Annotated in this window: 25 protein-coding genes; 9 read left to right on the top strand and 16 right to left on the bottom strand. The window is 70.0% G+C overall.

Features of this window, described 5'->3' with window-relative positions:
• Positions 1-20: 20 nt before the first annotated feature.
• The 6 genes from BR39_RS0110970 to BR39_RS0110945 form a co-directional block, all read right to left on the bottom strand.
• Positions 21-1631, bottom strand: coding sequence for a globin-coupled sensor protein (locus tag BR39_RS0110970; protein ID WP_029911279.1), 1611 nt, complete (start codon positions 1629-1631; stop codon positions 21-23).
• 107 nt (positions 1632-1738) lie between these two features.
• Positions 1739-2887, bottom strand: a complete 1149-nt coding sequence (locus BR39_RS0110965) for an acyl-CoA dehydrogenase family protein (RefSeq protein ID WP_029911276.1) — start codon at positions 2885-2887, stop codon at positions 1739-1741.
• Positions 2888-3026: 139 nt separating this feature from the next.
• On the bottom strand, positions 3027-3368 hold the full coding sequence (locus tag BR39_RS0110960) for an endonuclease domain-containing protein (RefSeq protein WP_029911273.1): 342 nt from the start codon (positions 3366-3368) through the stop codon (positions 3027-3029).
• 132 nt (positions 3369-3500) lie between these two features.
• Positions 3501-5771 (bottom strand): S8 family peptidase, encoded by a 2271-nt coding sequence (locus BR39_RS0110955; protein WP_029911270.1) that lies wholly within the window; start codon positions 5769-5771, stop codon positions 3501-3503.
• A 23-nt stretch (positions 5772-5794) separates the two neighbouring features.
• Complete coding sequence (locus BR39_RS0110950; protein WP_029911267.1) at positions 5795-7237, bottom strand: amino acid permease; 1443 nt, start codon at positions 7235-7237, stop codon at positions 5795-5797.
• 207 nt (positions 7238-7444) lie between these two features.
• Positions 7445-7699, bottom strand: coding sequence for a DUF6356 family protein (locus BR39_RS0110945; RefSeq protein WP_029911262.1), 255 nt, complete (start codon positions 7697-7699; stop codon positions 7445-7447).
• Between the two features lie 126 nt (positions 7700-7825).
• Between BR39_RS0110945 and BR39_RS0110940 the strand changes: the two genes are divergently transcribed.
• From BR39_RS0110940 to BR39_RS26450, 5 genes are all read left to right on the top strand, one after another.
• A complete protein-coding gene (locus BR39_RS0110940; protein ID WP_029911260.1) occupies positions 7826-8293 on the top strand; it encodes an Lrp/AsnC family transcriptional regulator in 468 nt (155 codons plus the stop codon).
• A 104-nt stretch (positions 8294-8397) separates the two neighbouring features.
• Complete coding sequence (locus tag BR39_RS0110935) at positions 8398-9501, top strand: histidinol-phosphate transaminase (protein ID WP_029911257.1); 1104 nt, start codon at positions 8398-8400, stop codon at positions 9499-9501.
• Positions 9502-9758: 257 nt separating this feature from the next.
• Positions 9759-10136, top strand: a complete 378-nt coding sequence (locus tag BR39_RS0110930) for a hypothetical protein (RefSeq protein WP_029911254.1) — start codon at positions 9759-9761, stop codon at positions 10134-10136.
• 127 nt (positions 10137-10263) lie between these two features.
• Positions 10264-10680, top strand: coding sequence for an NAD(+)--rifampin ADP-ribosyltransferase (gene arr / locus BR39_RS0110925; protein WP_029911251.1), 417 nt, complete (start codon positions 10264-10266; stop codon positions 10678-10680).
• Positions 10681-11222: 542 nt separating this feature from the next.
• Entirely contained in the window at positions 11223-12083 is an 861-nt protein-coding gene (locus tag BR39_RS26450; RefSeq protein ID WP_156035698.1) for a hypothetical protein, read from the top strand.
• Positions 12084-12212: 129 nt separating this feature from the next.
• Here BR39_RS26450 and BR39_RS0110915 read toward each other — a convergent pair whose 3' ends face one another.
• On the bottom strand, positions 12213-12842 hold the full coding sequence (locus tag BR39_RS0110915) for a TetR/AcrR family transcriptional regulator (protein WP_029911246.1): 630 nt from the start codon (positions 12840-12842) through the stop codon (positions 12213-12215).
• A gap of 259 nt (positions 12843-13101) precedes the next feature.
• Here BR39_RS0110915 and BR39_RS0110910 point away from each other — a divergent pair, with 259 nt between their 5' ends.
• From BR39_RS0110910 to BR39_RS0110900, 3 genes are all read left to right on the top strand, one after another.
• The gene (locus tag BR39_RS0110910; RefSeq protein ID WP_029911244.1) at positions 13102-13932 is read left to right on the top strand and encodes a UDP-2,3-diacylglucosamine diphosphatase; all 831 of its coding nucleotides are present in this window, start codon (positions 13102-13104) and stop codon (positions 13930-13932) included.
• Positions 13932-15023, top strand: coding sequence for a glycosyltransferase family 1 protein (locus BR39_RS0110905; protein ID WP_029911241.1), 1092 nt, complete (start codon positions 13932-13934; stop codon positions 15021-15023). Before BR39_RS0110910 ends, BR39_RS0110905 begins: the two co-directional genes overlap by 1 nt.
• 108 nt (positions 15024-15131) lie before the next feature.
• Positions 15132-15875, top strand: coding sequence for a LuxR family transcriptional regulator (locus BR39_RS0110900; protein WP_029911238.1), 744 nt, complete (start codon positions 15132-15134; stop codon positions 15873-15875).
• Between the two features lie 247 nt (positions 15876-16122).
• On the opposite strand, the gene BR39_RS0110895 is transcribed toward BR39_RS0110900, so the two are convergent.
• The 6 genes from BR39_RS0110895 to BR39_RS0110865 all read right to left on the bottom strand — a co-directional run bounded on the left by BR39_RS0110895 (position 16123) and on the right by BR39_RS0110865 (position 21357).
• Entirely contained in the window at positions 16123-18765 is a 2643-nt protein-coding gene (locus BR39_RS0110895) for a glycoside hydrolase family 3 C-terminal domain-containing protein (RefSeq protein WP_029911235.1), read from the bottom strand.
• A gap of 301 nt (positions 18766-19066) precedes the next feature.
• Positions 19067-19378 (bottom strand): hypothetical protein, encoded by a 312-nt coding sequence (locus tag BR39_RS0110890; RefSeq protein WP_029911232.1) that lies wholly within the window; start codon positions 19376-19378, stop codon positions 19067-19069.
• Complete coding sequence (locus tag BR39_RS0110885; RefSeq protein WP_029911230.1) at positions 19375-19623, bottom strand: hypothetical protein; 249 nt, start codon at positions 19621-19623, stop codon at positions 19375-19377. Before BR39_RS0110885 ends, BR39_RS0110890 begins: the two co-directional genes overlap by 4 nt.
• 13 nt (positions 19624-19636) lie before the next feature.
• Entirely contained in the window at positions 19637-19969 is a 333-nt protein-coding gene (locus BR39_RS0110880) for a DUF6481 family protein (RefSeq protein ID WP_029911228.1), read from the bottom strand.
• A 5-nt stretch (positions 19970-19974) separates the two neighbouring features.
• Entirely contained in the window at positions 19975-20100 is a 126-nt protein-coding gene (locus BR39_RS26445; RefSeq protein ID WP_156035696.1) for a hypothetical protein, read from the bottom strand.
• 525 nt (positions 20101-20625) lie between these two features.
• Positions 20626-21357, bottom strand: coding sequence for an enoyl-CoA hydratase/isomerase family protein (locus tag BR39_RS0110865; protein WP_029911226.1), 732 nt, complete (start codon positions 21355-21357; stop codon positions 20626-20628).
• A gap of 396 nt (positions 21358-21753) precedes the next feature.
• Between BR39_RS0110865 and ccrA the strand changes: the two genes are divergently transcribed.
• Positions 21754-23025 (top strand): crotonyl-CoA carboxylase/reductase, encoded by a 1272-nt coding sequence (gene ccrA, locus BR39_RS0110860; RefSeq protein ID WP_029911224.1) that lies wholly within the window; start codon positions 21754-21756, stop codon positions 23023-23025.
• 91 nt (positions 23026-23116) lie between these two features.
• On the opposite strand, the gene BR39_RS0110855 is transcribed toward ccrA, so the two are convergent.
• The 3 genes from BR39_RS0110855 to BR39_RS0110845 form a co-directional block, all read right to left on the bottom strand.
• Positions 23117-24295, bottom strand: coding sequence for an MFS transporter (locus tag BR39_RS0110855; RefSeq protein ID WP_029911223.1), 1179 nt, complete (start codon positions 24293-24295; stop codon positions 23117-23119).
• Positions 24296-24397: 102 nt separating this feature from the next.
• Entirely contained in the window at positions 24398-25375 is a 978-nt protein-coding gene (locus BR39_RS0110850) for an NAD-dependent epimerase/dehydratase family protein (RefSeq protein WP_029911221.1), read from the bottom strand.
• A gap of 94 nt (positions 25376-25469) precedes the next feature.
• On the bottom strand, positions 25470-25907 hold the full coding sequence (locus BR39_RS0110845; protein WP_156035694.1) for an OmpA family protein: 438 nt from the start codon (positions 25905-25907) through the stop codon (positions 25470-25472).
• Positions 25908-25962: the final 55 nt, after the last annotated feature.

Below are 25962 nucleotides of genomic sequence, written 5' to 3'. Positions count from 1 at the left end.
GAGGGATTTAGAGGGCGTCCCTAGAACTCCTGCCACCCTTCATCCACCGCCACGGCGGTTCCGCCGGACGCCCGGCGCAGGGGGGCGGTGGAGCCGGGGCGGGAGACCGCGCGGGGCGCGGGCGCGGGCGACACGGGGCGGGCGACCGGGGCCTGGACCGCCGCCGGGCGGACGCCCGACAGGGTGAAGCCGCCCAGAAGACGGCCCAGCTCGGCCGACTGGCCCTTCAGCGAATGGGTGGCGGCCGTGGTCTGCTCGACCATGGCGGCGTTCTGCTGGGTGACCTGGTCCATCTGGTTCACGGCGATGTTGACCTGGTGCAGGCCCGTGGACTGCTCCTGGGCCGAGGAGGCGATGCCGGTGACCAGGTCGTCGATCTCGGCCACCTTGCCGACGATGCCGCGCAGGGCCTCGCCGGTCTGGCCGACCAGGCTGACACCGGCCTCGACCTGGCGGGTCGAGGTCGAGATCAGGTTCTCGATCTCCTTGGCCGCATCGGCCGAGCGCTGGGCCAGGGCCCGCACTTCCTGGGCCACGACGGCGAAGCCGCGGCCGGCGTCGCCGGCCCGGGCGGCCTCGACCCCGGCGTTCAAGGCCAGAAGGTTGGTCTGGAAGGCGATCTCGTCGATCACGCCCAGGATCTTGCCGATCTCGCGCGACGAGGTCTCGATCTGGCCCATGGCGGCGACGGCGTCGCCCACCACCTCGCCCGAGCGCTCGGCGTCGGTCTTGGCCGCGGCGATCACGGTCGAGGCCTGCTTGGCGCCGCTGGCCGTGGTGCGGACCGTGGCGGTGATCTGGTCGAGGGCCGCGGCGGTCTGTTCCAGGCTGGCCGCCTGCTGCTCGGTGCGGCGCGACAGGTCGTCGGCGGCGTGGCCGATCTCGTCGGCGCCCAGGCGGATGCCCTCGGTGGCGCCGGCCACCTGGCCCATCGCCTCCTCCATGATCCGCATGGCGTTGTTGAAGTCGGACTGCAGGGCCTGGAATTCCGGAGCCACCTCGCCGCCGACGCGGGCCGTCAGGTCGCCGCGCGCCACGCGGGCCAAGGCCTCGCCCAGCGCCGCGACGATCGCGCCCTGGTTCGCCGCGTCGCGGGCCCGTTCCGCCTCCAGCGCCTGGCGCTTGGCGTCCAGGGCCTCGAGATAGGTCGAGATGGCGATGTCCATGTCCAGCATCACGGCCTTCATCAGGGCCGAGACCGCCGCCCCGGTCTTGGCGCCGCCGTCGCCGCCGCCCGCGAACATGCCCTTGGGCCACTGGTCCTTGACCACCGCGCGCATCAGCTGGTCGGCGATCACGGCGTAGCCGCCGATGTACCAGCGCGGCTCAAGGCCGATGCGGGCGTGGACCTCGCCGACCGTCCGGACCGCCTTGCCGTAGTCGTCGCCGAACTCGGCGCGGGCGATCGAGCGCCAGTAGCCCTGCTGGCGGGCGCTGGCCCGGTCCATCTGCTGGGCGTCGGCGAAGAAGGCGCGGGTCTCCGGCGTCGCGCGGACCTTGCCGTAGAAGCGGTCCAGGGCCGAGCCGATCTCGCGGTCGATCACCGGCGCCACCGACCGCAGCGCGCCGCGCGCGTCGTGGTCCAGCTCCATGAAGGCGAGGCGCTCGTTCAGCGACGTATCACGGCTCATGACGCGGATTCCCTTACAGACTAAGGGGCCCGTATCGAGCCGACATGGTTAACAGTTTGACTAGGATCGCGGGCCGGGCGCGCGACATACGGCCGCGCGGGCCCTCCCTACCCGCCCCGCTTCAGCGTCTCGCGGGCGATGACCAGTTTCTGGATCTCGCTGGCGCCCTCGTAGATCCGGAAAATCCGCACGTCGCGGTACAGGCGCTCGATGCCGTAGTCGGCCACATAGCCGGCCCCGCCGAAGATCTGCACCGCGCGGTCGGCGACCCGGCCCACCATTTCCGAGGCGAACAGCTTGGCCGCCGCCGCCTCCAGGGTCACGCCCGCGCCGGTGTCGCGCAGCCGGGCGGTCTCCAGGACCAGGGCCCGGGCCGCCAGGGCCTCGGTCTTGCTGTCGGCGATCATCGCCTGGACCATCTGGAAGCTGGCCAGCGGCGCGCCGAACTGCTTGCGCTCGGAGGCGTAGGCCACGCAGTCGGCGATCAGCCGCTCGGCCACGCCCACGCAGACCGCCGAGATGTGCAGCCGCCCGCGGTCCAGCACCTGCATGGCCACCTTGAAGCCCTCGCCCTCCTCGCCCAGGCGGTTCCAGGCCGGCACGCGGACATTGTCGAAGGTGACGTCGTGGATGTGGGCGCCCTGCTGGCCCATCTTCTTCTCGGGCTTGGACACCTCCAGGCCCGGCAGGTCGCGCGGCACCAGGAAGGCCGAGACGCCCGAGCCGCCCTTGGCGTCGGGATTGGTGCGGGCCATCACCGTGAACAGCGAGGCCTTGCCGGCGTTGGTGATGAACCGCTTGCCGCCGTTCAGCACATAGTCGTCGCCGTCGCGGGTCGCGCGGGTCTGGACCGCGCCGCTGTCGGAGCCGGCCTCGGGCTCGGTCAGGGCGAAGCTGGTGACGATCTCGCCCGAGGCGATGCCCGGCAGCCACTTGGCCTTCTGGTCGTCGGTGCCGAACATCACCAGCCCCTGGCTGCCGATGCCGACATTGGTGCCGAAGACCGAGCGGAAGGCCGGCGAGGCGCGGCCCAGCTCGATCCCGACCAGGCACTCCTCCTCCATGTTCAGACCCAGGCCGCCGAACTCTTCGGGGATCGACAGGCCGAACAGGCCCAGGCCCTTCATCTCCTCGACGACCTCGGCCGGCACGGCGTCGTCCTCGGCCACCTTGGCCTCGATCGGGCGCAGCCGCTCGGCGACGAAACGGCGGACCATGTCGATCAGCTGCTCGCGGGTCTCGAGGTCCAGGGCCATGGCGTTCCTTCCGCTTCAAACACTTGTTTTGAGCGGACTGTAGCGATGAGGCGGCGGAAAGGAAGGGGCGGCATCTGGATCCCTCTCTCTTTGAGAGAGGGAGGGGCCCGCCGCCGAAGGCGGTGGGAGGGTGAGAGGTTCACACCCTGTCCGAACGGAGCACGGCCAGGATGTCGTCCCCGACGCCGCCGGGATCGGCCAACACTCGATCATTGGGGAACCTCACGACCAAGTATCCGAACAGTTCCAGAGCCTCAGTGCGGCGCTCGTCGTAGTCCTCTCGCCCCTCGTGAACGGCGCCGTCCAGTTCGATGATCAGCCTGCCCGCCTCGCAGACGAAATCGGCGAAGTAGCGGTCTATCGGAACCTGCCGCAGGAACCTGAAGCCGCCCAGCCGACGATTGCGGACGAGCTTCCACAGCGCCTTTTCGGCCATGGTCTGGCTCTGGCGAAGGCGGCGGGCGTTGGCGATCGCGTCCATAGGCACAGCTTGGCTCCGCCCTTTAAGACCGCGCAACGGAAGGAATCGAGATTTTCCGGCCGGCGGTGAAACCTCTCACCCTCCCACCGCTTCGCGGCGGGCCCCTCCCTCTCTCAAAGAGAGAGGGTGCTCTTAGAACCGCGACCGCCAGGTCGCCATCGCCCCGACTTCCGGCGCCGCGTCGGCCTGGTGCCCCGGCTGCAGGGCCAGGCTGGTGCGCAGGACCAGCGAGCGCAGCGGGCCGAAGGCGTGTTCGACGCCCGCCGTCAGGTCCAGCTCGCGGCCGTCGGGGGCGGCGCTGAACCGGCGGGTCGAGAAGGTGATCGGGTCGTCATAGGCCAGGGGCACGTCGGCCAGGACAGCCTGGAACTTGCCGCTCTCGATGCGCAGGGGCTGGGAGATGCCCAAGGTCAGGCGCGAGCAGGACCAGCCGATCAGCGCGCAGTCGGCCCCGGCCTCCAGCCGCCAGGCGCTGCTGATCGCGCGGTCCAGCGAGAGCAGGCCGCCCTCCACGCCCGTGCGGCCGATCGACAGGTCGGCGTGCAGCGAAAGGCCCGGACGCGGATAGACGTCGACCGCCGCCGCCCCGAACCGGGTCCGGGCCGGCAGGGCCAGGGTCGTGCCCGGCGTCAGGTACGAGCCCAGCGGGCCTAGGGGCTCGTCCAGCGATCCGCCGGTCAGGCTGAACAGGGCGTCGCCGACCTGCATCATGCCGGTGGCCGAGGCGTACGACGAGCCCTCGATCTCGGCGATCTGCAGCGGCCGGCGCGGATGGGCCGAGCCCTGCTCGGCCAGCAGGGCGAAGCGGCCCAGGCGCAGGGCGGCCTGGGTGCTGCGGTCGGGCTGGGCGATGGTCTGGAAGGCGTCGCGGCCGGCCAGGCCCGCCGGGGCGGCCGCCCCGCCCTCGCCGGTCCAGTTGGAGAAGCTGAGGCGCCCGTAGGCCGCCTGCACCCGCATCGAGCGCATCGGCTGGGGGCCCAGGGTCAGGGACGGCTCGGGCTCGTGGGCGCGCTCGTCGAACACCGGCCCCTCCACCGAGACCGCCAGGTTCAGCCCGCCCAGGGCCGGCCCGCCCAGCACCACCTGGCTGGAGGCCTGGATCGGCGGCGGCTGCAGCAGGGCGCCGCGCCGCTGACCGGGGACGCCGTCGGCCAGGTTGACCGAGAACAGGCGCTTGTAGTCGTCGTGGATCACCGTCGTCAGGCCGTCGGCGCGCCGCAGGGCCGAGCCGAACGCCGCGCCCACATTGCCGCCGACGCCGGGCCCGGTCAGGGGCGCGATCTCGCCGTCGGGCAGGGACAGGCTGCTGGTCCCCACCGGCGCGAAGGCCCGGGCCAGGTCCAGGCCGCCCCGGCCGTAGGTGGAGTCGGTGCCGGTGGTCCCCAGGTCGGCGGCGGTGCGCAGCAGGATGTCGACCGCGTCGCGGCCCGACAGGTTGGGGAAGGCCTGCATCAGCAGGGCCAGGGCGCCCGAGACCTGCGGGGCGGCGAACGAGGTGCCCGAGACCACCGTGCAGCCGGTGCTGTCGCATTCGGTCGCGATGCTGTCGCCGGGCGCGGACAGATAGCCGTTGGCGGCCGAGCCGGCCTTGTTGGAATAGCTGGCCATCACCCCGGCCTGGGTCAGGGCGCCGACCGCGATCACCGAGCCGGCGTAGCGCGGGTCCACCGCGTAGCGGGCCGGCCAGGACGATTCCGCCGCGCCGTCGTTGCCCGACGAGGCGGCGATCACCACCCCGGCGGCCACAGCCCGGGCCAGGGCGCCCTCGAACCGGGCCCCTTCGGGTCCGTCGCCGCCCAGCGACAGGTTGATCACCCTGGCGCCCTTGGCCACCGCGTAGTCGATCGCCCGGGCCAGGTCGTCGGAATCGAACACACACTCGGGACAGCCGACCGTGGCCACGCTGCTGTCGTCGGCCCGGACCGACAGGATGGTCGAGGCGTAGGCGACCCCGATCGTGCCCGAACCGTTGAAGCGCGCGGCGATGATGTCGGCCACGCGGGTGCCGTGGCGGCTGGAGCCGACCAACTGGCCGCGACCGATGATGTCGGTGGAGTCGGCCGACACCGCCCCGGCCAGGTCGGCCTGGCTGGCGTCCACGCCCGAGTCGACCACCGCCACGGTGATCCCCTGGCCGGTCGCGCCCTTGGCGTAGGCGCTGTCGGCGTGGATCGCCGCCAGGTTCCAGCCGCGCTGGTACTCGGCGCTGCCGGAGGTGGGGTAGGTCGGCGGGGGCGGCGGCGGAGGCGGCGGCGGGGGTGGCGGAGGCGGGGGCGGCGTGACCACGCCCGGCGAGGGTCCCCCGCCGCCACCGCCGCCGCACGCGGCCAGCGGCGCCAAAGCGAACAGCGCCCAGACGCTGGGTCGATACAGGATGGACCGGACGAAACGCTGCAAAATCACCCCCAGGAACCGTCGCGAGAGGTCTACACCTTTCCGGCCTCGGCCCGCGCCAGGGCGCTGCGTCGCACCCCGTACAGGAAGTACACGGCCGCCCCGATCACATGGGCGTACAGGAAGTAGCGCTGGGTCTTCGAAGGCAGGCTGTAGAACAGGTAGAGACAGCCGAGGATGGCGCCGGGCGCCACCAATTGCCACAGCGGCGTGGCGAACACCCGCGGACGGCTCGGGTCGCGCACCCGCAGGATGATCACCGACAGGCCCACGGCGATGAAGGCGGCCAGGGTGCCGGCGTTGGCCAGGGAGGCGATCTCCTTCAGCGACAGCAGGCCCGAAATGCCCGCCGCCAGGACGCCGGTCAGCAGCGTCATGATCACCGGGGTGCCGGTCCTGGCGTTCACCCGCGACAGGGCCGGGGGCAGCAGGCCGTCGCGGGACATCACGAAGAAGATGCGGCTTTGACCGTACATGAAAGCCAGGATGACGGTCGGCAGGGCGACCACGGCGGCCAGGGCCACCACCTGGGCCATGGCCGGATGACCCAGGCTCTGCAGGATGAAGACCAGCGGCGCGCCGACCTTGGAGAAGACCTCGGTGGGCGAGGCGCCGATCGCGGCGGCCGCGACCACCATGTAGATCACCGAACAGGCCAGCATCGAGCCGACGATGCCGATCGTCAGGTCGCGCTTGGGATCCTTGGTCTCCTCGGCGGCGGTCGAGACCGCGTCGAAGCCGTAGAAGGCGAAGAAGATCACGCTGGCCGCGGCCATCACCCCGACCTTGGCCTCATCGGCGCCGGGAAGCGTGTGGGCGCCGAAGCCGTTGGGCATGAAGGGCGTGAAGTGGCCGGCGTTGAAGGCCGGCAGGGCCAGGGCGATGAACAGGATCAGGGCCGAGATCTTGATCACCACCAGGACCATGCTGACGGTCGCGCTCTCGCGGGTGCCCAGCGACAGCAGCCCGGCCACGGCCATGGAGATGATCACGGCCGGCAGGTTGATCAGGCCGTGGGTGCCGTCGGCGAAGGTGTGGTGCGGGCCGAACAGCAGGAACTCCGGCAGGCCCGCCATGCGGAACAGGCCGGCGGCGTGATCGGACCAGCCCACCGCCACGGCGGCGCAGACCAGGGTGTATTCGAGGATCAGGCTCCAGCCCACGAACCAGGCGACCGGTTCGCCCATGGCCACGTAGCTGTAGGTGTAGGCGCTGCCCGAGGTCGGGATCATGGTCGACAGCTCGGCGTAGCACAGGGCCGCGCAGGCGCAGACCAGGCCCGCGATCAGGAACGACAGCATCACGCCGGGACCGGCCATGCCGGCGCCGTCGCCTACCAGGGTGTAGATGCCGGTGCCGACGACGGCCCCGACGCCCAGGGCCACCAGGTGGTACCAGCTCAGGGTCTTCTTCAGGGCGTGGCCGGCGTCGCCGCCGGCGGTGTCGATCGCCTTGCGGCGGTTCCAGAAGCTCATTCAGTCCTCCCGACTCTCGGGCCGGACCTTGGGCCAGCGGCTCGCCGCCGCCAAGGGGGAGAATTTGCTCCGCCGACGACGGATTCTGACAAGCTTGTGTGGTGACCGCTCACAAGTGGGGACATGCCCTTGCGGCGTGTCCCCAACCGCTTGGCTCGGTGCGAAAGCTGGGGACACGCCGCAAGGGCATGTCCCCGTCAGGGCAGATCAGATCACCGCGTCGAACGCCGCCCAGTTCGGGACCTCGGTTCCGGCCGACTTGCGGCCCCGGTTGGCGATGCGCGTGTACAGCGTCTTCACGCAGCGGCTGCCGGTGGTCTCGAACAGGAACGGGAAGATCCCGTGGACGAAGCAGGCCGCGCCGCCCAGCAGCATCGGGAAGGCGAAGCTCCAGGCCACGCCCATGTGCTCGGCATAGGTCTCGTCGACCGAACGCGGGTGGCGGGTGAAGAGGTCGAGCATGGCGCTTTTCGCAGCTATGGGGAACGCCGTTCCATGATGGCTTGGTTCGCGAGAATGACATGGTCGAACTTGCGGCTTCGCGGTAACCAAGGAGAATTCCATTCTCCTTCGAGGCCCGCACAGAGAATGATCCCGCTGGACCAGATCGACCGCCGCCTGCTGGCCATCCTGCAGCAGGACGCCACCGTGCCCATCGCCGAACTGGCCGAACGGGTGGGCCTGTCGCAGACGCCGTGCTGGAAACGGGTCAAGCGGCTGCAGGATTCCGGCGTGATCACCGCCCGGGTCGCCCTGATCGACCGCGACGCCCTGGACCTGCCCCTGACCGTGTTCGTCGCGGTCAAGACCGGCCGCCACGACGAAGAATGGTTGTCGAGCTTCGCCGCCGGCGCCAAGGCCCTGCCCGAGGTGGTGGAGTTCTATCGGATGAGCGGCGACGTCGACTACCTGCTCAAGGTCGTGGTCCGCGACATCGCCGCCTACGACCGCTTCTACCGCCGCCTGATCGCCACCGCGCCGCTCACCGACGTCTCGTCCAGCTTCGCGATGGAGCAGATCAAGTTCACGACGGCCCTGCCGATCCAGAGCGGTTGATCCTGTCACGGTCCGCTGCTCGATTGCCTTCCGCGCTTCAACTTTGTCATCCCGGAAAGCGCGCAGCGCTTGTCCGGGATGACAACAAGTATTGGGATCGAGAGATGGACACGACGCGGCGAAGCGCATTGGCGGTCCTGACCGGCGGAACGGCGCTGGCTCCCCTGTTGGCCGCCGCCGCCGAGACCTCGGTCGATCCGACCGCCCCGCCCGCCATCCGCGCCCATCTGGGCGTCACCGAGAACCCCTACGGCCCCAGCCCCGCGGCCAGGAAGGCGGCGCTTAAGGCCGTCGAGGAGGCCGCCTACTACGCCTGGGAGCTGGAGCCGCCGCTGGTCGCCGCCATCGCGAAACGGGAAGGCGTCTCGCCCGACCAGGTGGGCCTGTGCAACGGCTCGCTGGAGGCCCTGTCGCTGCTGTCGACGGCGTTCGCCAAGGCGGGCCCGATCGTCTCGCCCCAGCCCAGCTATGCCACGCCCCTGCTCTACGCCGAGCGCCAGGGCGCGAAACTGGACTGGGTCCCGCTGGCGGCCGACAACCAGATCGACCTCGCCGCCCTGGGCGCGAGGAAGGCCGGGGCCGGGGCCGTCTACGTCTGCAATCCCAACAACCCGACCGGCCTGCTGCTGGACCCGGAGCGCTTGCGCGCCTTCTGCGTCGAGACCGCCAGGACCTGCCCGGTGATCGTCGACGAGGCCTATATCGAGATCAGCCCCGATCCGGTCCGGTGCTCGATGGTCGATCTGGTGCGCGGCGGCCACGACGTGGTCGTGGCTCGCACCTTCTCCAAGGTCTACGGCATGGCCGGCCTGCGCGTCGGCTTCGTGATCGCCCAGCCGGAGCGGATCAAGCAGCTGAAAGGCCTGATCCCCACCCACAAGGGCCGCCCCGGCCTGGCCGCCGCCCTGGCCTGCTACGGCGACCCCGCCTACCTGGCCGGGACCAAGGCCTATCTGGAGGGCTGCCGCGAGAAGATCTACGCGATCTGCCGCGCCAACGGCCTGACCTGGCTGCCCTCGCACGGCACCTACGTGTTCGTGGACTGCGGCCGGCCGAACCTGGCGTTCCAGAAGACCCTGGCCGGCCTGGGCGTCGAGGTGCGGGTGTTCGACAGCCCCCGCCACCCCACCTGGATCCGCGTGGGCACGGCCAGCCCGGCCGAGCTGGACTATTTCGCCCAGGTGCTGCCCAAGGCGCTGAAGGCGTAGGCGCGGAAGTTATCCACAGGGGTCGGGGACTGAAGGCGGAGTCCCGCGCGGGCCGGGGACATGCGCTTGCGCGTGTCCCCAACGGGTGCTCGAGGGTCAGAACGAGAACCGCCGCGCCCACGATGGGGACACGCACAAGTGCATGTCCCCGAGCTCTATCCCCACAAATTCCAAACCCGCCCTCAACGAAATCAACGCGCTACACGAAAACGCACGTTTCCGATCCTCACCCTCCGGGGCGGGCGCATCCTATCGGCATGAACCAGACCCAACACACCCCCGCTCCGCCCCTGTCCCCGGCCATCGCCTGGCGCCAGGCCCTGCAGACCAAGCTCATGGACGCGCTGGACGCCGCCTGGGCCATCATCGAACGCAGCGTCGATCCCGCCGAGATCCGCGAGGCCCTCGACCGGGCCAAGGCCATCGGCGCGATCGCCGTCATGGGCCGCAAGGTGGCCCTGCTGGAACCGACGCCGCGAACGACGCCGGCCAAGGCCGTGAAGGCGACCGCCGACCTGTCGCTGGAACCGCTGAACGCCGCCCTGGCGCCGGTGGCGGCCCCAATGGCGGCTCAAGCCGAGCATACGCGCCGGGCGCTGGAGAAGCTGAAGGGGGGACGGCGCGGACGGCCGTGAGCGCCTCGCCTGGTACTGATCTGGGGCTGAAAAACCCAAGTTCAAGAATTGGCGGCCGGCGATTTATGCGCAGTCTGTGGCGCCCTGGCGGGAACCTCCGTTCCCGATCTCAGAAGGGCCCCGATCGATGACCACCGCAGCCACCCCGTTCGTCCAGGCTTTCTTCCACGGCACCAAGGCCGACCTGAAGGGCCACGACCTGATCGCCCCCGGCCACGCCTCCAACTTCGGCCGGCGCCAGCCCGCGGCCTTCGCCTATGTCAGCGCCACCCTGGACGCGGCCGCCTGGGGCGCGGAACTGGCCCAGGGCGACGCGCCGGGCCGCATCTACGTGGTCGAGCCGACCGGCCCGCTGGAGAACGACCCCAACCTCACCGACAAGAAGTTCCCCGGCAATCCGAGCCAGTCCTTCCGCACGCGCGACCCGCTGCGGATCCTCGGCGAGGTCACGGGCTGGACGGGGCACTCGGCGGAGCAGTTGGAGACGATGAAGGCCGGCCTGGCGCGGCTGAAGGCGCAGGGCGAGGAGGTCATCGAGGATTAGGGGGCTTCCCCTCACGCTCCGTCCGCCCTCTTCCCGCTCCCCCCACGTCCGTCATCCTCGGACTTGTTCCGAGGACCCCTGCTTCAGCCGCGAAGAAGGGTGATCCGTGGAGCGGTGAGGCCGCGGTCTCCCCTCAACCGGCAAACCCGCCGACAGAGGGGTCCTCGGAACAAGTCCGAGGATGACGGGCGTGGGTGGCGTCAAAACCCCGCCCGCAGCGGCGAGGCCTCGCCTTAGACCCTTGGAGGCGAGCCTGCTCTGGCGTCTGGCCGTGTCAAGGACCGCCCCTGGCGGCCGCGTCGCGGCGGCGCGACGCGCCGTCCTTGACACGGCCAGACGCCAGAGCTCCGATCCACCAAGGGTTTAAGGTGAGGCCTCATCCGCCGAGGCGGATGAAGGGACGGTGATCTCTGCTGAGGGGAGGTTCCGGAAGTTTGTGCGACGCCCAAGGCGGACATTGAACTGCATCGGGCTGGCCCATTGGCTTCCCGAATTTGTTGGGGGCAGGTTGCGGGCCACGGCTTATGGTTTAGCTTGCTACCATGAGCATACCGAAACCTGTAACCGCAGCACCCGTGTCCGCGAGCACGGCGCCGCCCCCGGCTGTTCCGTTGCAGACGGGAGTCACGCCGGCCATAGCCCAGCAGCCCTTGACCGTTGTCGTCGCCAAGATGCCGGAAGAGAAATCCGACTTCACGGGCGATCTAGTGTCCGGCGGCATCGGTGCCATTTCGACGCTCGCCGCCGTGGTTCTCACCTTGTGGCTTACAAATTCTCAAAAGGAGCGAGAAGAACGGCAAAAGGCTGATGACCATTGCGTCGAAGTTCATGCAAAAATTGCGGCTGTCTACGAATTCGCACATGGATTCGTTGAACACTTCAAGGACGGCTCTGACCGCGCGCGAGCTTCCAACGCTGAATTCATTGCCCTTCACGTTCAAGCTTATGCCAATATTCCTGATGAAGTGATATTCACGCAAGATGAAATGGCGGCTTTGAGACGTGTAGCGGGGTATAAGTTAATAAGTCGCGTTCCGATGATTGAAAGAAGGTATCGCTCTGTACTTCAAACTATGACCGCGTATCGCGCCAAGATAGAAGAGATTCAGCGGATGATGACGGTCGAGAGGGTTGAGAACGGCGTTTCGACCGTATCTGTTCCGATCGAGTTGAAAGAGCGTATTCGGGCGGAATACGGGATGCTCGACGGCTTCGTGATCACCATGAACGAGATTTGCGAGGAGCTTGTCCAAGCCTGCTTTGAGAGCATGAAGACACTCGTTGAGTCGATGGCGACGTACTTCAACCGATATCAGGGAATGTCGGTCACCGACCCGCAAGGTCAGGTCGTCGAGTTCGAGTTCAATCTGAAAAAGAAAAGGAAGCGGGGCGGAAAAAACTGACCCCTCGTTCTCGCGGAAATTCAAAATCGGGGAACAGCTTTCGGTCGGCCGCGCGGAGGCTTCGTCGTCAACCCATAGCCAATAAAGTGAAGGTCGGCCATGGGACGAAAGCCAACCCCACCACCCCCCTCAGTCCGGCCACAGATCCTGCACGTCCCCCTTGCGGTTCAGCATGTGCGTGGCCCGCTTGATCAGCATCAGCAGGCGCTCGCGGCGGCCGTCGTTGTCGTAGGTCAGCGACGCCCGGGCCAGGCCCTCCAGCATGAACCGCGCCAAATCCCGCGAGGCCTGGAACCTCGGCCCCGCCCCCGCGTGGAGGATCTTCAGGAAATGGTCGCCCGCCTGGGCGCGGTCGAACTCGGCCTGGGCCGGGGCCAGCAGGGCCTGGACGGCGGGGTCGGTGCGGCCGGCGGCCTCCAGCTCGGCGAAGGCCAGGAACGGCACGGTGTGCAAGAGGTCCCAGTAGCTGTCGATCGCGTGCTCGGTGACGTCGCCGCCCTGGGGCAGGGTGTCGGCGGCGGCGCGGAACAGGGCCGAGCGCTCGGCCTGGACGTGGGCCACGGCCGCCTCGACCAGGGCCTCGCGGGTGGGGAAGTGGTAGAGCATCGCCCCGCGCGTCAGGCCGGCGGCGTCGGCGATCACCGGATTGGTCGCGGCGTGGTAGCCGATCTCGGCGATCAGACGCATCGCCTGGTCGAGAATGCGCGCCCGGGTCTTCAGCGACTTGGGCGTGTCCTTGGCGAGGCGAGCGGCGTCCATGACCCTTGATCTAGTGAAAGCGATGTTGCGCTGCAACAGCATTGGGCTGGCAAAGCTTTGCCTTGTCCAACAAGATTTATCCAATGGTGAAATTTCGGGCGCTTGTGCGACGCAGCGTCGCGCCGTGTGCTGATCGCCGTTTCACGAAAGCGACATGCAATCAGCTTAATCGCCGGCTCATGGCCCCAAGGACGATCGGGGCACGGCTGGTCCGGGGGGACCGGAGGCCGAACGCCGACCTGAACCGCTGGAGGGGCACATGGTCACCGACACCGACATCGAGATCCGCCGCTACCGCTCGGTCTTCATCAGCGACATCCACCTGGGCACCCGCGGCTGCCAGGCCGAGCTGCTGCTGGACTTCATCCGCCACGTCGAATGCGACAAGCTGTTCCTGGTGGGCGACATCATCGACGGCTGGAAGCTGCGCAGCGGCTGGTACTGGCCCCAGAGCCACAACGACGTGGTCCAGAAGATCCTGCGCCTGGCCCGTAAAGGCGTCGAGGTGATCTACGTCCCCGGCAACCACGACGACCGGGTCCGCGACTTCTGCGGCGTGCACTTCGGCGGGGTGGTGGTGGCCCGCGACGTGATCCACGAGGCCGCCGACGGCAAGCGCTACCTGGTGGTGCACGGCGACGAGTTCGACGGGGTGGTGCAGCACGCCAAGTGGCTGGCCTTCCTGGGCGACTGGTCGTACCGGACCATCCTGATGCTCAACACCCTGCTCAACCGCGCCCGCCGCCGGCTGGGCTTCGGCTACTGGAGCCTGTCGGCCTTCCTGAAGGTCAAGGTGAAGAACGCCCTGCAGTTCATCGAGAATTTCGAGGCCGCCGTGGCGGACGAAGCCCGGCGGCGCGGCGTGGACGGCGTCATCTGCGGCCACATCCACAAGGCCGAGATGCGCGAGATCGACGGCGTGCTCTACGTGAACGACGGCGATTGGGTGGAAAGCTGCACCGCGCTCGTGGAGCATCTGGACGGACGGCTCGAAATACTGGAATGGTCAAAGCTTAGGTCCTGGTCGGTGATCGACCGGGCGCGGGCGCTCACTCTCGAGCCCCCGATACCGGAGCCTGCCGCCGCCTGATGCGGATACTACTCGCAACCGATGCCTGGGAACCCCAAGTCAATGGCGTGGTTCGGACCCTCACCAAGGTGATGGCCGAGCTGAAGGCGATGGGCCATGAGGTCGACGTCGTCAGCCCCGACCAGTTCCCCACCTTTCCGCTGCCGACCTATCCGGAGATCAAGCTGGCCATCGGCGCCTACGAGCCGGTGATGGAGCGCTTCAAGTCGTTCGAGCCCGAGGCGATCCACATCGCCACCGAGGGTCCGATCGGCCTGGCCGCCCGCCGCATCTGCCTGGAGTGGAAGCTGCCGTTCACGACCAGCTACCACACGCGGTTCCCCGAATACGTCTCCGCGCGCCTGCCGCTGCCGCTGTCGGCCGGCTACACCTACATGCGCTGGTTCCACAAGCCGTCGGGCCGCCTGATGGTGGCCACCCCCACCATGCGCGACGAGCTGGTGCGCCACGGCTTCCGCAACATCTCGCCCTGGACCCGGGGCGTGGACACCGACGTCTTCCGCCCCCGCCAGGAGGGCGAGCCCGACGTGTTCGAGGGCCTGGCCCGGCCGATCTTCCTCAATGTCGGCCGCGTGGCCGTGGAGAAGAACATCGAGGCCTTCGCCAGCCTGGACCTGCCCGGCACCAAGGTGATCGTCGGCGACGGCCCCCAGCGCGAGGAGCTGGCCGAGAAATATCCGGACGTGGTCTTCACCGGCGCCAAGTTCGGCGAGGAGCTGGGCCGCTACTTCGCCTGCGCCGACGTCTTCTGCTTCCCGTCCCTGACCGACACCTTCGGCCTGGTGATCCTGGAGGCCATGGCCGCCGGCGTGCCGGTGGCGGCGTTCTCGGCCCCGGGGCCGATCGACATCATCCCGGGCTCGGGCGCCGGCGTCCTGGCCCCCGGCCAGACCGACGGCCTGCGCGAGGCCTGCCTGGCGTGCCTGGACATCGACCACGTCGCCGTCCGCAAGTTCGCCGAGGGCTTCTCGTGGCGCGCCTGCGCCGAGGAGTTCTACAAGAACCTGCAGCCCTATCCCGAACCGGAGAAGACCCGGTTCTGGCGGCGGCTCAGGCGGCTGGCGCGGCTTAGGCGCAAGCCGGCGGCTTAACGATAATCCTTCCCTCCCCCTTGTGGGGAGGGACGGGGTCTTTGTCCCCTATCCGATCCCCGCGCGATCCCCTACGCTCACCCCATCGAGGGGCTTGAGTATCTCCACGTGCTGAACACCGCCGAACAGGAAGCCTGGAGCTTCCTCAGCAAGGCGCCGCACTATGCGGGGCCCGACGAGGTCGAGGCGCATTTCGGCCGGGCGATCGCGGCCTTCGGCTACGACCGCTTCTGCGCCACCCTGATCAACGCCGAGCAACTGGGCCGCGAGCCGCCCACCCTGAGCCGCCGCGACTTCGACGCCTGGGACGCCCGCTACTGGGGCGAGCGGCACGTGGTCCACGACCCATGCATCAAGCTGCTGCAGAAATCGACCCGCGCCTTCGCCTGGACCGACGCCAGGCCGCTGGGCGACAACCGCGCCCGGGCGATGTGGGGCGAGGCCAGCGAGTTCGGCATGAACGACGGCTACGTGGTCCGGGTGTTCGGCCCGGCCGGCCACGAGGTGCTGATCCGCATGGCCACCGCGGCGCCCGACACCGACCCCACCGCCCGCGCCGTGGTCGAGAGCCTGGCCACGGTGTTCGGCACCATCATGCTCAAGCACTGGGAGCTGCAGGACGAGCCCTCCGAGACTTGGCCCGACTACGGGGTGATCTCCGAGCGCCAGGCCCAGTGCCTGTACTGGGCCAGCCGGGGCAAGACCGACTGGGAGATCGGCGCGATCCTGACCCTCTCGCCCCGCACCGTGCACCACCACATCGAGGCGGCCAAGAAGCGCCTGGGGGTGGTGAAGCGGCAGGAAGCGGTGCTGAAGGCGGGGGAGCTGGGGTTGCTGGCGAAGGTGGTGTGACAGCCGGCGACATGCCCTTGCGGCATGTCCCCAAGTCTTGGCGCCGTGGATGCTGATCCAACTTGGGTTGTCATCCCGGAAAGCGCGCAGCGCTTGTCCGGGACCCAGGTGAACCGCACCGCATCTGCCCAGTCCCCTGGGTCCCGGACAGCCTCTGCGAGGCTTCCGGGATGACAACCATTTGGAATAGCGCGGCGCCTCGGTGGACGCTGATGGGGACACGCCCAAGGGCATGTCCCCGTCGGCGCTAGTTCGCCAGCGCCTTCGTCCCCTCCACGGTGAACGTCGCGTCCGCGCCCGGCGCCCGCTCGATCCCCGGCCGGGTCACCGGCTGGCCGCCGCCGATCCACAGCTTCACCGGTCCCGGCTGGACGCTGCGCGAGCCGTCGGCCGCGACCGTGCTCATCGCCAGCGCGTCCAGCTTGAAGGCCAGGTGCTTGGTCTCGCCCGCCTTCAGGTGGACGCGCATGAAGCCCTTCAGCGCCCGGACCGGCGCCCCGGCCACGTCGCGCGAGACATAGAGCTGCACCACCTCGTCGCCGTCGCGCTGGCCGCTATTGGTGACCTCGACCGCCACCATCTGGTCCTCGCCCGCCTTGACCGCCGTCCGGGCCAGAACCGGCGCGCCGTAGCTGAACCGCGTGTAGCTGAGGCCATAGCCGAACGGGTACAGCGCCTCGCCGCCGAAGTAGCGGTAGGTGCGGCCCGCCATCGTGTAGTCCTTGAACGACGGCAGCTGGTCGGCCGAGCGGTAGAAGGTGACCGGCAAGCGGCCCGCCGGGCTGAAGTCGCCCGCCAGCAGGCCGGCGACGGCCTGGCCGCCCTCGCCGCCCGGATACCAGGCCTCGATTATGGCCGGCAGGTGGGCGTCGGCCCAGTTCACGCTCATCGCCGAACCGTTCATCAGTACAAGGACGACCGGCTTGCCGGTGGCGTGCAGGCGCTCGAGCAGGCCCTCCTGCGGGGCGGGCAGGTCCAGGCTGGTGCGGTCGCCGCCGACGAAGCCCTTGGCCCGCACCGACATCTCCTCGCCCTCCAGCCTGGCGGTCAGCCCGCCGACGAAGACCACCAGGTCGGCGGCCTTGGCGGCGGCCACGGCCGCGTCGGCGCCGCGGCTGGGCCGGCTCCACTGCAGGCGCAGCTCGCCCCGGTCGCCCGACTGGTTGGCCTCGACCACGATCCGGCTGGCCTTGCCGGCGGTCAGGACCGCCTCGCCGTCGGGCGCGGAGTCCTTGGCCCGGGTCCAGGCGTCGACCACGGTCTTGCCGTCGACGATCACCCGGTAGCCGCCCTCGCCGCTGACCGAGAAGCGGTGGACGCCCGTCTCGGTCGGGACCAGGGTGCCGGTCCAGCGCATCGAGGTCGTCCGCGCCTGCCGCTGCGGTCGGCCCCAGCTGAACGCCGCGTTGGTCGCCGGCTCGGCGGCGCCGGCCGTTCCGGTCAGGTCCAGCCCCTGGAAGGTCTCGACCTTCAGGTCCTTGAGCACCGAGTCCGGCACGGCCTCGCGCGGGGCGGCGGTCCAGCCGGTGCCCTCGACGAAGTCGATCCGGGCGTCCGGGAACCGCGCCTTCAGCCCCGCCAGCACGGTGACCGGCTTGGACGGCGTGCCGTTGTAGTTGCCCACCAGGGCGTCGATGCTGTCGGCGTTGGGGCCGATCACCGCGATCCGGGCCGGGGCGGTCTTCAGCGGCAAGAGGCCGTCGTTCTTCAGCAGCACCAGAGAGGCCTTAGCCGTCTCCAGCGACAGGGCGCGATGCTCGGGCGTGTCGTTCTGCGCGGCGGTGATCTTGAAATACGGCACCTTCTCAGGCGGATCGAACAGGCCCAGCTTCAGGCGGGCGACGAACAGGCGGCGGACCGCCTGGTCCAGCTGCGCCTCGGTGACGAGGCCGTCCTTCACCGCCTGGACGATCGGGGCGATGTCGCTGCTCTTGTCCGGCCCGAACTCGGCGCAGAACAGGTCGGTGCCGGCCTTGATGCTGACGGCCGCGGCCTGCTCGGCGGTCTTCACATAGCCGTGCGAGGTGGGCAGGAAGACGTCGGCGATGGCCGCGCAGTCCGACACCACGTGGCCGGAAAAGCCCCAGTCGCGCCGCAGGCGATCGGCCAGCAGCGGGGTGTTGGCGCAGGCCGGCGCGCCGTCGACGGCGTTGTAGGCGCACATCACCGACTCCACCCGGGCCCGGGTGACCAGGGCCTTGAAGGCCGGCAGGTAGGTGTCTTCCAGGTCGTGGGCCGAGGGGTGGATGTCGTCGCGATGGCGATCCGCCTCGGGCCCGCTGTGGACGGCGAAATGCTTGGCCGTGGCGACGGTCTTGTAATAGGTCGGGTCGTCTCCCTGCAGGCCGGTGGCGAAGGCCACGCCCAGCTCGCCGGTCAGATAGGGGTCCTCGCCCCAGGTCTCCTGGCCCCGGCCCCAGCGCGGATCGCGGAAGATGTTGATGTTGGGCGACCAGACGGTCAGGCCGCGATACTGGGCCGAGCCGCCGTCGGGCGCGCGCTTCTCCACGTACTTGGCGCGGAACTCGGTGGCGATGGTGTCGGCCACGCCGTGGATCCTCGGGACGTCCCAGGTGGCGGCCATGCCGATGGCCTGCGGGAAGACCGTGGCCTCGCCGGCCCGGGCCACGCCGTGCAGCCCCTCGCTCCACCAGTTGTAGGCCGGCACGCCCAGGCGCGGGATGGCCGGGGCGGCGTGCTTCAGCTGGGAAGCCTTCTCCTCCAGCGTCATGGCCGAGACCAGGGCGGCGGCGCGGGCCTCGGGCTTCAGGGACGGGTCGAGGAAGGCCGCCGGGGCCTGGGCGCGGGCGGTTGCGGCCGTCAGGGCCAGGGCCAGGCCCGCCGCCAGGACGAGCGCGCGGCTCGACGGAACGATTGCTGAAGCCTTCATGCGTTTCCCCTTGTCCCGCAGCCGTTGGAGGGCCGTCTCATCCCGGTGCGACACCGGTGTCAGGGCGGTATCTAGACACAGCTTGCGCGTGCGGGACAGCGAAAAAGGTACCGGTACCTTGAATGAGGTACGCACCTATACTCCACCGTCATCCCGGGCCTTGTGCCCGGGATCCCTCTATCCGCCGCAGGTGCGGATGAGTGGCGCGCCGGCGCGCCAATGCGCTTCACGTGCGAGCTGAAACAGGGGTCCCGGGCACAAGGCCCGGGATGACGGTGGAAAGGAGAAGGTAGGGCCGGCCCTACCCCGCCAGCCACGCCAAGGCGCGGCGCAGCAGGGCGATCAGTCCGGCGCCGAACACCGCCAGCAGCATTCCGGCCGGGACCATGATCAGCAGGCTTCCCCAATGCAGCCAGCCGGCCGTGCGGGCGGCGATCAGGGCCAGGGTCAGCAGCACGGCGGCGACGCCCACGGCGATCCACAGGCCCGGCCGCGCGCTACCCCGGCGCGGGGAGGCTTGCCAGCGGATCAGGCCGCCGATCCGGCGCTGGGGCGCGATCCGGCGGGGACCCTCGCCCCGCGCCCGCCGTCGCCGTCCGCCCCGGGCGCTCATCGACGGTGCGCCTCGATGATGCGGCAGCAGACGCTCCAGCCCTCGGCGCCGCGATCGGTGAAGTCGGTGACCACCAGCTCGTAGACCTCGTCGTCCTGGGCCATCGTGCACAGGTCGCCCACCCGCATCGGCCGGGCGTCGCGCGAGCGGATATGGGCCTCGCGCAGGGTGGCCAGGTTCTCGCACAGCAGTTCGTAGTCCTGCGACCCGAACGGCGAGACCGGGACCGGCGCGCGGCTTGCCATCAGAAGGGGGCCTTCACTGGCGCGACTTGCGGGCCGCGTAGCGGGCGTCGCGCCTGTCCTTGGCCTCGGCCTCGGTCGGGGCCTTGGCGCGCTTGCGCTCGGCGCGCTGGCCGGCCGCGGCGGCGGTTTCGGCGGCGACCGCGTCGGCGGCCGCCTTCCGGACCGTCCGGGCCGCCTGGCGCTCGGCGCGCACGGCCTTCAGCTCGGCCGCCGCCTCGACGCCGCGCTCGGCGAACAGCGGATCGGCCACGGCCGGCTTGGGCCTGAACTTGGCGAGCAGGGCCTGCTTGGCCTCCGCGGCCGTCTTCAGCCGGTCGGCCAGGCCGGCGCCCTTGGTGTCGTTCATGGCCATCAGGTCTTGGTCCCCCGCAGGGCGTCGGGATCGATCGGCCGGGGCCGCGAAGGCTGGCTGCCGGTCGAGCGGGGATCGTTCAGGCCCTTGGGGCCCGGAGGGCGGGTGCCGGTATAGGTCTTCATGGGGCTACTTCTTCTTGGCGGTCAGGGTCGACAGCAGGGTCGGGGCGGCGGCGGCGATCACCTTGGGCTTGGCGGTCTTGGGCTTGCGGACTTCGCGATTGCCTTTGGACATGGGGCGTTCCTTTTCGGAGGGCGGGACGCGCGCGATCGGGCGTCCGGGCCGGGCGGCCCGGCGCGACGCGCGCGGCGGAGGGGCGATGTCAGGTCCGTGAGGGGCGCTGGTCGTGGCGACTGACGGTCATGCGACCCCTTTCCGGGGTGCGTCGAGACGACCCGCCAAGCGGGCCGACACTCGCCGGCGGCGCGTCCTAGCGCCTTGGGGTCACCCTACCACGTCCGGGGGGCGGGCCGGTGGAAATACGGTGGGACCGTGGAACGCGAACCTTGTCCCCTCTTCGTGTCATCCCGGAAAGCGCGCAGCGCTTGTCCGGGACCCAGGTGAACCGCACCCCCTTCGCCCAGCCCCCTGGGTCCCGGACAGCCTCTGCGAGGCTTCCGGGATGACGACCTTGTGCATGGTCGCCCCTACCCCCTTTTGAACAGCGCCGCCCGCTTGGCCATGAAGGCCGCGATCGCCTCGCGATGGTCGGCGCTGGCCACCAGGGCCGGCAGCTCCTCCTCGACATAGGAGCGGCCGTCCACCACCCGCTTGGTGGCCTCCACCGCCAGGGGTGCGCGGGAGGCGATCCATTCGGCCAGGTGGAAGGCTTCCGGCAGCAGGCGCTCGGGCGCATGGACGGCGGTGACGATCCCATCGGCCATGGCCCGCTCGGGTCCGAACTGGGCGCCGGTCAAGAGGTGGGCCTTGGCCCGCGCCACGCCGATCAGCCGGGGCAGGCGCGTGACCGAGGCCATCAGCCCGATATTGACCCCCGAGGCGGCGAACACCGCCCGGTCGCTGGCCAGGCGGATGTCGCAGGCCAGGGCCAGCTCCAGCCCGCCGCCGAAGCACCAGCCGTCGATGGCCGCGATGGTGGGCGTGCGCAGACCCTCGATCCAGTCCATCAGCCGGTTGAAGTTCTCGACCGCCGCCAGGGCGTCGGGGGCCGACCGGCCGTGGGCCTCGCGCAGGTCGTCGCCGGCGCAGAACACCCCGCCCCGGCCGGTCAGCACGATCGCCCGGGTCTCGCGGTCGGCGGTGATCTCGTCGAGGATCTTCACCAGCTGGGCCCGCACGGCCAGCCCCAGCGCGTTGGCCGGCGGGGCGTCCAGCTCCAGCAGCAGGATCGAGCCGGTGGGGCGGGTGACGTGGATCATCGCGCTCATCGGGGGAACGTGGCCGATGCGCGCGGGTTTGGAAAGCTGAGCCATTTTCTCTCCGCTCATCCCGGCGAATGCCGGGACCCAGATGGAATGGCTTTGAGGCTGACGCCACGAGCGTCGCGCCCTTCCAATCAGCCTCGCCGCCATGGGATCTGGGTCCCGGCATTCGCCGGGATGAGCGGATCAGAAGAGAATGATGGTTTCGCGCGCAACCATGCTGCGATGCAACAATTTTCCGCTTGCCAGAGTTAAACGCTTGTCACAGCTTGGTGGCTTCGGCGCGGCCTTTCCGCGACGGAGCCCCATAAGGATGGACCGCCCGAACGGTCCACGGAGCGCAGAGAGCCGATCGCGCGTTGTGTTGCAGCGCCGAAAAGACCGGGGAGTGAGATGAGCACCGCCACGCAAGGTACGGCCGAGCCCGCGCCGAAGGACCTCTACGAGATCGGCGAGATTCCGCCGGCCTTCCACGTGCCCAAGACCATGTACGCCTGGGCCATCCGCAAGGAGCGTCACGGCAAGCCGTCCGACGCCATGCGGGTCGAGGTCGTGCCCACCTGGGAGATCGGCGAGGACGAGGTGCTGGTGCTCGTGATGGCCGCCGGCGTCAACTACAACGGCGTCTGGGCCGCCCTGGGCGAGCCGATCAGCCCGCTGGACGGCCACAAGCAGCCCTTCCACGTCGCCGGCTCGGACGCCTCCGGCATCGTCTGGAAGGTGGGCGCCAAGGTCAAGCGCTGGAAGCTGGGCGACGAGGTCGTCATCCACTGCAATCAGGACGACGGCGACGACGAGGAGTGCAACGGCGGCGACCCGATGTACTCGTCCAGCCAGCGCATCTGGGGCTACGAGACGCCGGACGGCAGCTTCGCCCAGTTCTGCCGGGTGCAGTCGCGCCAGCTGATGCCGCGCCCGCGCCACCTGACCTGGGAAGAGGCCGCCTGCTACACCCTGACCCTGGCCACCGCCTACCGCATGCTGTTCGGCCACAAGCCGCATGAGCTGAAGCCCGGCCAGAACGTGCTGGTCTGGGGCGCGTCGGGCGGGCTGGGCGTCTTCGCCGTGCAGCTGGCCGCCGTGGCCGGGGCCAACGCCATCGGCGTGGTCAGCGACGACGACAAGATCGACTTCGTCAAAAGCATGGGCGCCAAGGCGGTGCTGAACCGCAAGGAATTCAACTGCTGGGGCCAGCTGCCCAAGGTCAACGGCCCCGAGTTCGCCGACTACATGAAGGAGAGCCGCAAGTTCGGCAAAGCCATCTGGCAGGTCACCGGCAACAAGGACGTCGACCTGGTGTTCGAGCACCCGGGCGAGTCGACCTTCCCGGTCTCGGTGTTCGTGGTGAAGCGCGGCGGCATGGTCGCCATCTGCGCCGGCACCAGCGGCTTCAACCTGACCATGGACGCCCGCTTCCTGTGGATGCGCCAGAAGCGCGTCCAGGGCAGCCACTTCGCCAACCTGATGCAGGCCAGCGCCGCCAACCAGCTGGTCATCGACCGCCGGGTGGACCCCTGCCTGTCCGAGGTCTTCCCCTGGGACCAGATCCCCGCCGCCCACGAGAAGATGCTGGCCAACCAGCACCTGCCCGGGAACATGGCGGTGCTGGTCTGCGCCCAGCGCCCGGGCCTGCGGACGTTCGAGGAGGTGGTGGAGCTGGGGTGACTGCTGACGGGGACATGCCCTTGCGGCGTGTCCCCAACCGCTTGGCTCGGTGCGAAAGCTGGGGACACGCCGCAAGGGCATGTCCCCGGTCCTAGTCGGTCGGCTTCGCGAAGAACGTCAGCCCCACCGCCACCGCGCCCGCCACGACCACCACCGGCACCAGCGCCCCGACCACCGCCGCGCCGCTGGCTCCGCCGCCGATCAGCTCGGCCGCCGCCAGGGGTCCGAAGATCGAGCCCACGCGGCCGGCCGCCACCGCCGCCCCCACGCCCGTGGCCCGCACGACGGCGGGGTAGTAGGGCGGGGTCAGGCCGTAGAGGGTGAATTGCCCGCCCATCAGCAGGAAGCCGGCGGTGAAGGCCAGGATGGCGATCGGCGCCTGGCCGCCGGCGCCGGCCATCAGCACCAGGGCCACGGCCAGGCCGGCGAACCCGGCCAACAGCGGCCCGCGCGCGCCCAGCCGGTCGACCACCGCCCCGAACGCCAGCCCGCCGCTGGCCCCGCCCAGGTTGAACAGGGTCGAGACCAGGAAGGCGAAGCCGGTCGGCAGGCCGCGCGCCACCATCAGGGTCGGCAGCCAGTTCAGCAGCAGGTGCAGGGTCAGGGCGACCAGGGCGTAGCTGACCCAGATGCAGGCGGTGGCCGGCCAGCGCCCGGTCCCGAACAGCGCCCCGGCCGCGGCGCCCGGCCGATGGTCGGCGCGGTCGGGGCGTCCGACCGGCAGCACGAGATAGAGCAACGGCGCGACCACCAGCGGGACCAGGCCGCCGACCAGGAAGATGGTCCGCCAGTCGTCCAGGGCCGCGGGCGTGCGGGCCACCAGTCCCGCCACCGCCCCGCCCAGCGGCATGCCGCCGGCGATCAGGGCCACCATGGTCGCCTTGCGGGCCGGGCTGGCGCGCTCGGAAGCCAGGGCGATCAGCATCGGCATGGCTCCGCCCAGGCCCAGGCCCGTCAGGAAGCGAACGACCAGCAGCGGCGCGAAGCCGCTCGCCAGGGCCGTGACCAGCGAGAACACCCCGAACGCCGCCACCGAGACGGTCAGCACCGGCCGCCGCCCGACCCGGTCGGCGACCACCCCGCCGAAGCTGGCCCCGACCATCAGGCCGATCAGGCTGGCGCTGAACGCCCACCCGGCCTGGCCCGGCGACAGGTGCAGGGCCGGCAGCATGCGCGGCGCGGCCACGCCCATGGACTGGATGTCGAACCCCTCGATCATCGCCGCCAGCAGGCAGACCAGCCAGGCGGGCCAGGTTCTGGATGAAGTCATGAGCGCCCCTCTCGGAGCGAGGGTACGCTCAAAGAACTCCCTCTCCCAGAGGGAGAGGGCGGGGCCCGCGTCGCAGGCGTGGGAGGGTGAGGGGTTACGCCCTCACCGCGCCATCTCGTCGGCCACGGTCCGCGCCAGGGCCTCGTCGAAGTCGGTGACCTCGGCATAGCCCAGCCGGCGGCGGATCTTGGCGTTGTCGACGAACAGCGGATAGCCCAGGTCCAGGCCCGAGACCGCCTTGGCCAGGGCCCCGCGCGCCACGTCCGGATGGGCCAGCTGGACCTCGCCGGGCCAGTTCAGGTGCTCGGCGAACGACGCCGCCCAGGCGATGTTGGTCGGGGTGTTGGCGCGGCCCAGGTTGAAGGTCTCGCCGCCCGCCCGGGGGTGGACCGCCGCCAGGGCGATCCCGGCGGCCACGTCGTCGACATAGCCGAAGGTCGCCCGCCAGCCGGCCCACGGGTGGGGGATCACGATCCGCGGCCGGCCCTGGGCCATCGGCCGGATCGCCCACGAGAACCGCCGCTGCCGGTCGCCCGGCCCGAACACCATCGGCAGGCGCAGGATGGTCGCCTCGAACCCGCCGGCGGCGCGCGCCGCCTCCTCAAGGGGGATCTTGTCGTAGTCGTCCATCCAGGCCTGGGGATCGCTCGCCGCTCGGGGCTTTGCCAGGCGGTAGGGGAAGCGGCTGGCGCGCAGCTCGGCGTCCTCGGTCAGGCGGTCCCAGATCGGCGTCGGCCGGCCCCGGCGGTGCAGGCCCTCGTAGTTGCGATAGACGTCGACCGAGCTGACCAGCACGTAGCGGCCGATCTCGCCCGCCAGGGCGTCCAGCAGCGGCAGGGTGTCGGCCCGAGTATAGGCGATCAGGTCGACCACGGTGTCGACCTTGAGGTCGCGCACGGCGGCCAGCACCGCCGCCGGGTCGCGACGGTCCAGCACGACGGACGCGGCGCCGGCCGGGGCGGCGCGGGCGTCCTCATGGGACATGCGATGGGCGACGGCGGTCTCGACCCCGTCGGCCAGCAGCCGCGCGACCGTCGGCCCGCCGATGAAACCCGTCCCTCCGAGGACCAGGACGCTCATGCCGCTCTCGAGACCTTCGCTGGAATCACGCGCCAGCCTATGCGCGAGCGGGGGGCGCAAGGCAAATGCGCGAGGCGCCCGCCTTCACCGTCGACTAGTTCCCGATGGGCGCCATGCCGGGGTACAGGGTGATCACGACGACGCGATTGAAGTCCTCGGCCTTGCCGGGCTGGCTCGGCACAAAAGGGGTGGGTCCAGCGAGGCGGGTCGGGAAGCAGTCCCCAGGGGCGAGTCCAAGAGTCTCCAGGGCGCGGGCAACCGACGTCGCCCGCTCCAGCGCGAGGCGCTGCAGTCCCTTGGAAAACTCCGCGCCATCGACCCCACCCATGATGTGGCACCACATGTTGCGCGAATTGGGCTCGGCTCTCGCTCCGTCGAAATACGCCTTGGTGTCCCGAACAACCGACATCGCCGTGGGTGAAAGGTCGGCGGAGTCAGGTGGAAAGTGGAGCCAGAATTCAGGGGCGCGAAAGCTTATGGCGTTCGCGACCGAGGGCAGGCCGCCGGCGACGCCGAGGAACAGGCCGATCAACGTCCGGCGGCTGAAGCCCCGCGTTGGGGCCGTCCTTGATGAATCCGTCATTGCC

The organism is Caulobacter sp. UNC358MFTsu5.1, from assembly GCF_000712075.1.
In the GTDB taxonomy this organism is placed as follows: domain Bacteria; phylum Pseudomonadota; class Alphaproteobacteria; order Caulobacterales; family Caulobacteraceae; genus Caulobacter.
This window is presented reverse-complemented; position numbering and strand designations above follow the sequence as displayed.

What these genes read in the sequence shown, in the direction of transcription:
- BR39_RS0110970 (WP_029911279.1), bottom strand. Translation starts at nt 1,631, where the DNA reads ATGAGCCGTGATACGTCGCTGAACGAGCGCCTCGCCTTCATGGAGCTG.
- BR39_RS0110965 (WP_029911276.1), bottom strand. Translation starts at nt 2,887, where the DNA reads ATGGCCCTGGACCTCGAGACCCGCGAGCAGCTGATCGACATGGTCCGC.
- BR39_RS0110960 (WP_029911273.1), bottom strand. Translation starts at nt 3,368, where the DNA reads ATGGACGCGATCGCCAACGCCCGCCGCCTTCGCCAGAGCCAGACCATG.
- BR39_RS0110950 (WP_029911267.1), bottom strand. Translation starts at nt 7,237, where the DNA reads ATGAGCTTCTGGAACCGCCGCAAGGCGATCGACACCGCCGGCGGCGAC.
- BR39_RS0110945 (WP_029911262.1), bottom strand. Translation starts at nt 7,699, where the DNA reads ATGCTCGACCTCTTCACCCGCCACCCGCGTTCGGTCGACGAGACCTAT.
- BR39_RS0110940 (WP_029911260.1), top strand. Translation starts at nt 7,826, where the DNA reads ATGATCCCGCTGGACCAGATCGACCGCCGCCTGCTGGCCATCCTGCAG.
- BR39_RS0110935 (WP_029911257.1), top strand. Translation starts at nt 8,398, where the DNA reads ATGGACACGACGCGGCGAAGCGCATTGGCGGTCCTGACCGGCGGAACG.
- BR39_RS0110930 (WP_029911254.1), top strand. Translation starts at nt 9,759, where the DNA reads ATGAACCAGACCCAACACACCCCCGCTCCGCCCCTGTCCCCGGCCATC.
- arr (WP_029911251.1), top strand. Translation starts at nt 10,264, where the DNA reads ATGACCACCGCAGCCACCCCGTTCGTCCAGGCTTTCTTCCACGGCACC.
- BR39_RS26450 (WP_156035698.1), top strand. Translation starts at nt 11,223, where the DNA reads ATGAGCATACCGAAACCTGTAACCGCAGCACCCGTGTCCGCGAGCACG.
- BR39_RS0110915 (WP_029911246.1), bottom strand. Translation starts at nt 12,842, where the DNA reads ATGGACGCCGCTCGCCTCGCCAAGGACACGCCCAAGTCGCTGAAGACC.
- BR39_RS0110910 (WP_029911244.1), top strand. Translation starts at nt 13,102, where the DNA reads ATGGTCACCGACACCGACATCGAGATCCGCCGCTACCGCTCGGTCTTC.
- BR39_RS0110905 (WP_029911241.1), top strand. Translation starts at nt 13,932, where the DNA reads ATGCGGATACTACTCGCAACCGATGCCTGGGAACCCCAAGTCAATGGC.
- BR39_RS0110895 (WP_029911235.1), bottom strand. Translation starts at nt 18,765, where the DNA reads ATGAAGGCTTCAGCAATCGTTCCGTCGAGCCGCGCGCTCGTCCTGGCG.
- BR39_RS0110890 (WP_029911232.1), bottom strand. Translation starts at nt 19,378, where the DNA reads ATGAGCGCCCGGGGCGGACGGCGACGGCGGGCGCGGGGCGAGGGTCCC.
- BR39_RS0110885 (WP_029911230.1), bottom strand. Translation starts at nt 19,623, where the DNA reads ATGGCAAGCCGCGCGCCGGTCCCGGTCTCGCCGTTCGGGTCGCAGGAC.
- BR39_RS0110880 (WP_029911228.1), bottom strand. Translation starts at nt 19,969, where the DNA reads ATGAACGACACCAAGGGCGCCGGCCTGGCCGACCGGCTGAAGACGGCC.
- BR39_RS26445 (WP_156035696.1), bottom strand. Translation starts at nt 20,100, where the DNA reads ATGAAGACCTATACCGGCACCCGCCCTCCGGGCCCCAAGGGCCTGAAC.
- BR39_RS0110865 (WP_029911226.1), bottom strand. Translation starts at nt 21,357, where the DNA reads ATGATCCACGTCACCCGCCCCACCGGCTCGATCCTGCTGCTGGAGCTG.
- ccrA (WP_029911224.1), top strand. Translation starts at nt 21,754, where the DNA reads ATGAGCACCGCCACGCAAGGTACGGCCGAGCCCGCGCCGAAGGACCTC.
- BR39_RS0110855 (WP_029911223.1), bottom strand. Translation starts at nt 24,295, where the DNA reads ATGACTTCATCCAGAACCTGGCCCGCCTGGCTGGTCTGCCTGCTGGCG.
- BR39_RS0110850 (WP_029911221.1), bottom strand. Translation starts at nt 25,375, where the DNA reads ATGAGCGTCCTGGTCCTCGGAGGGACGGGTTTCATCGGCGGGCCGACG.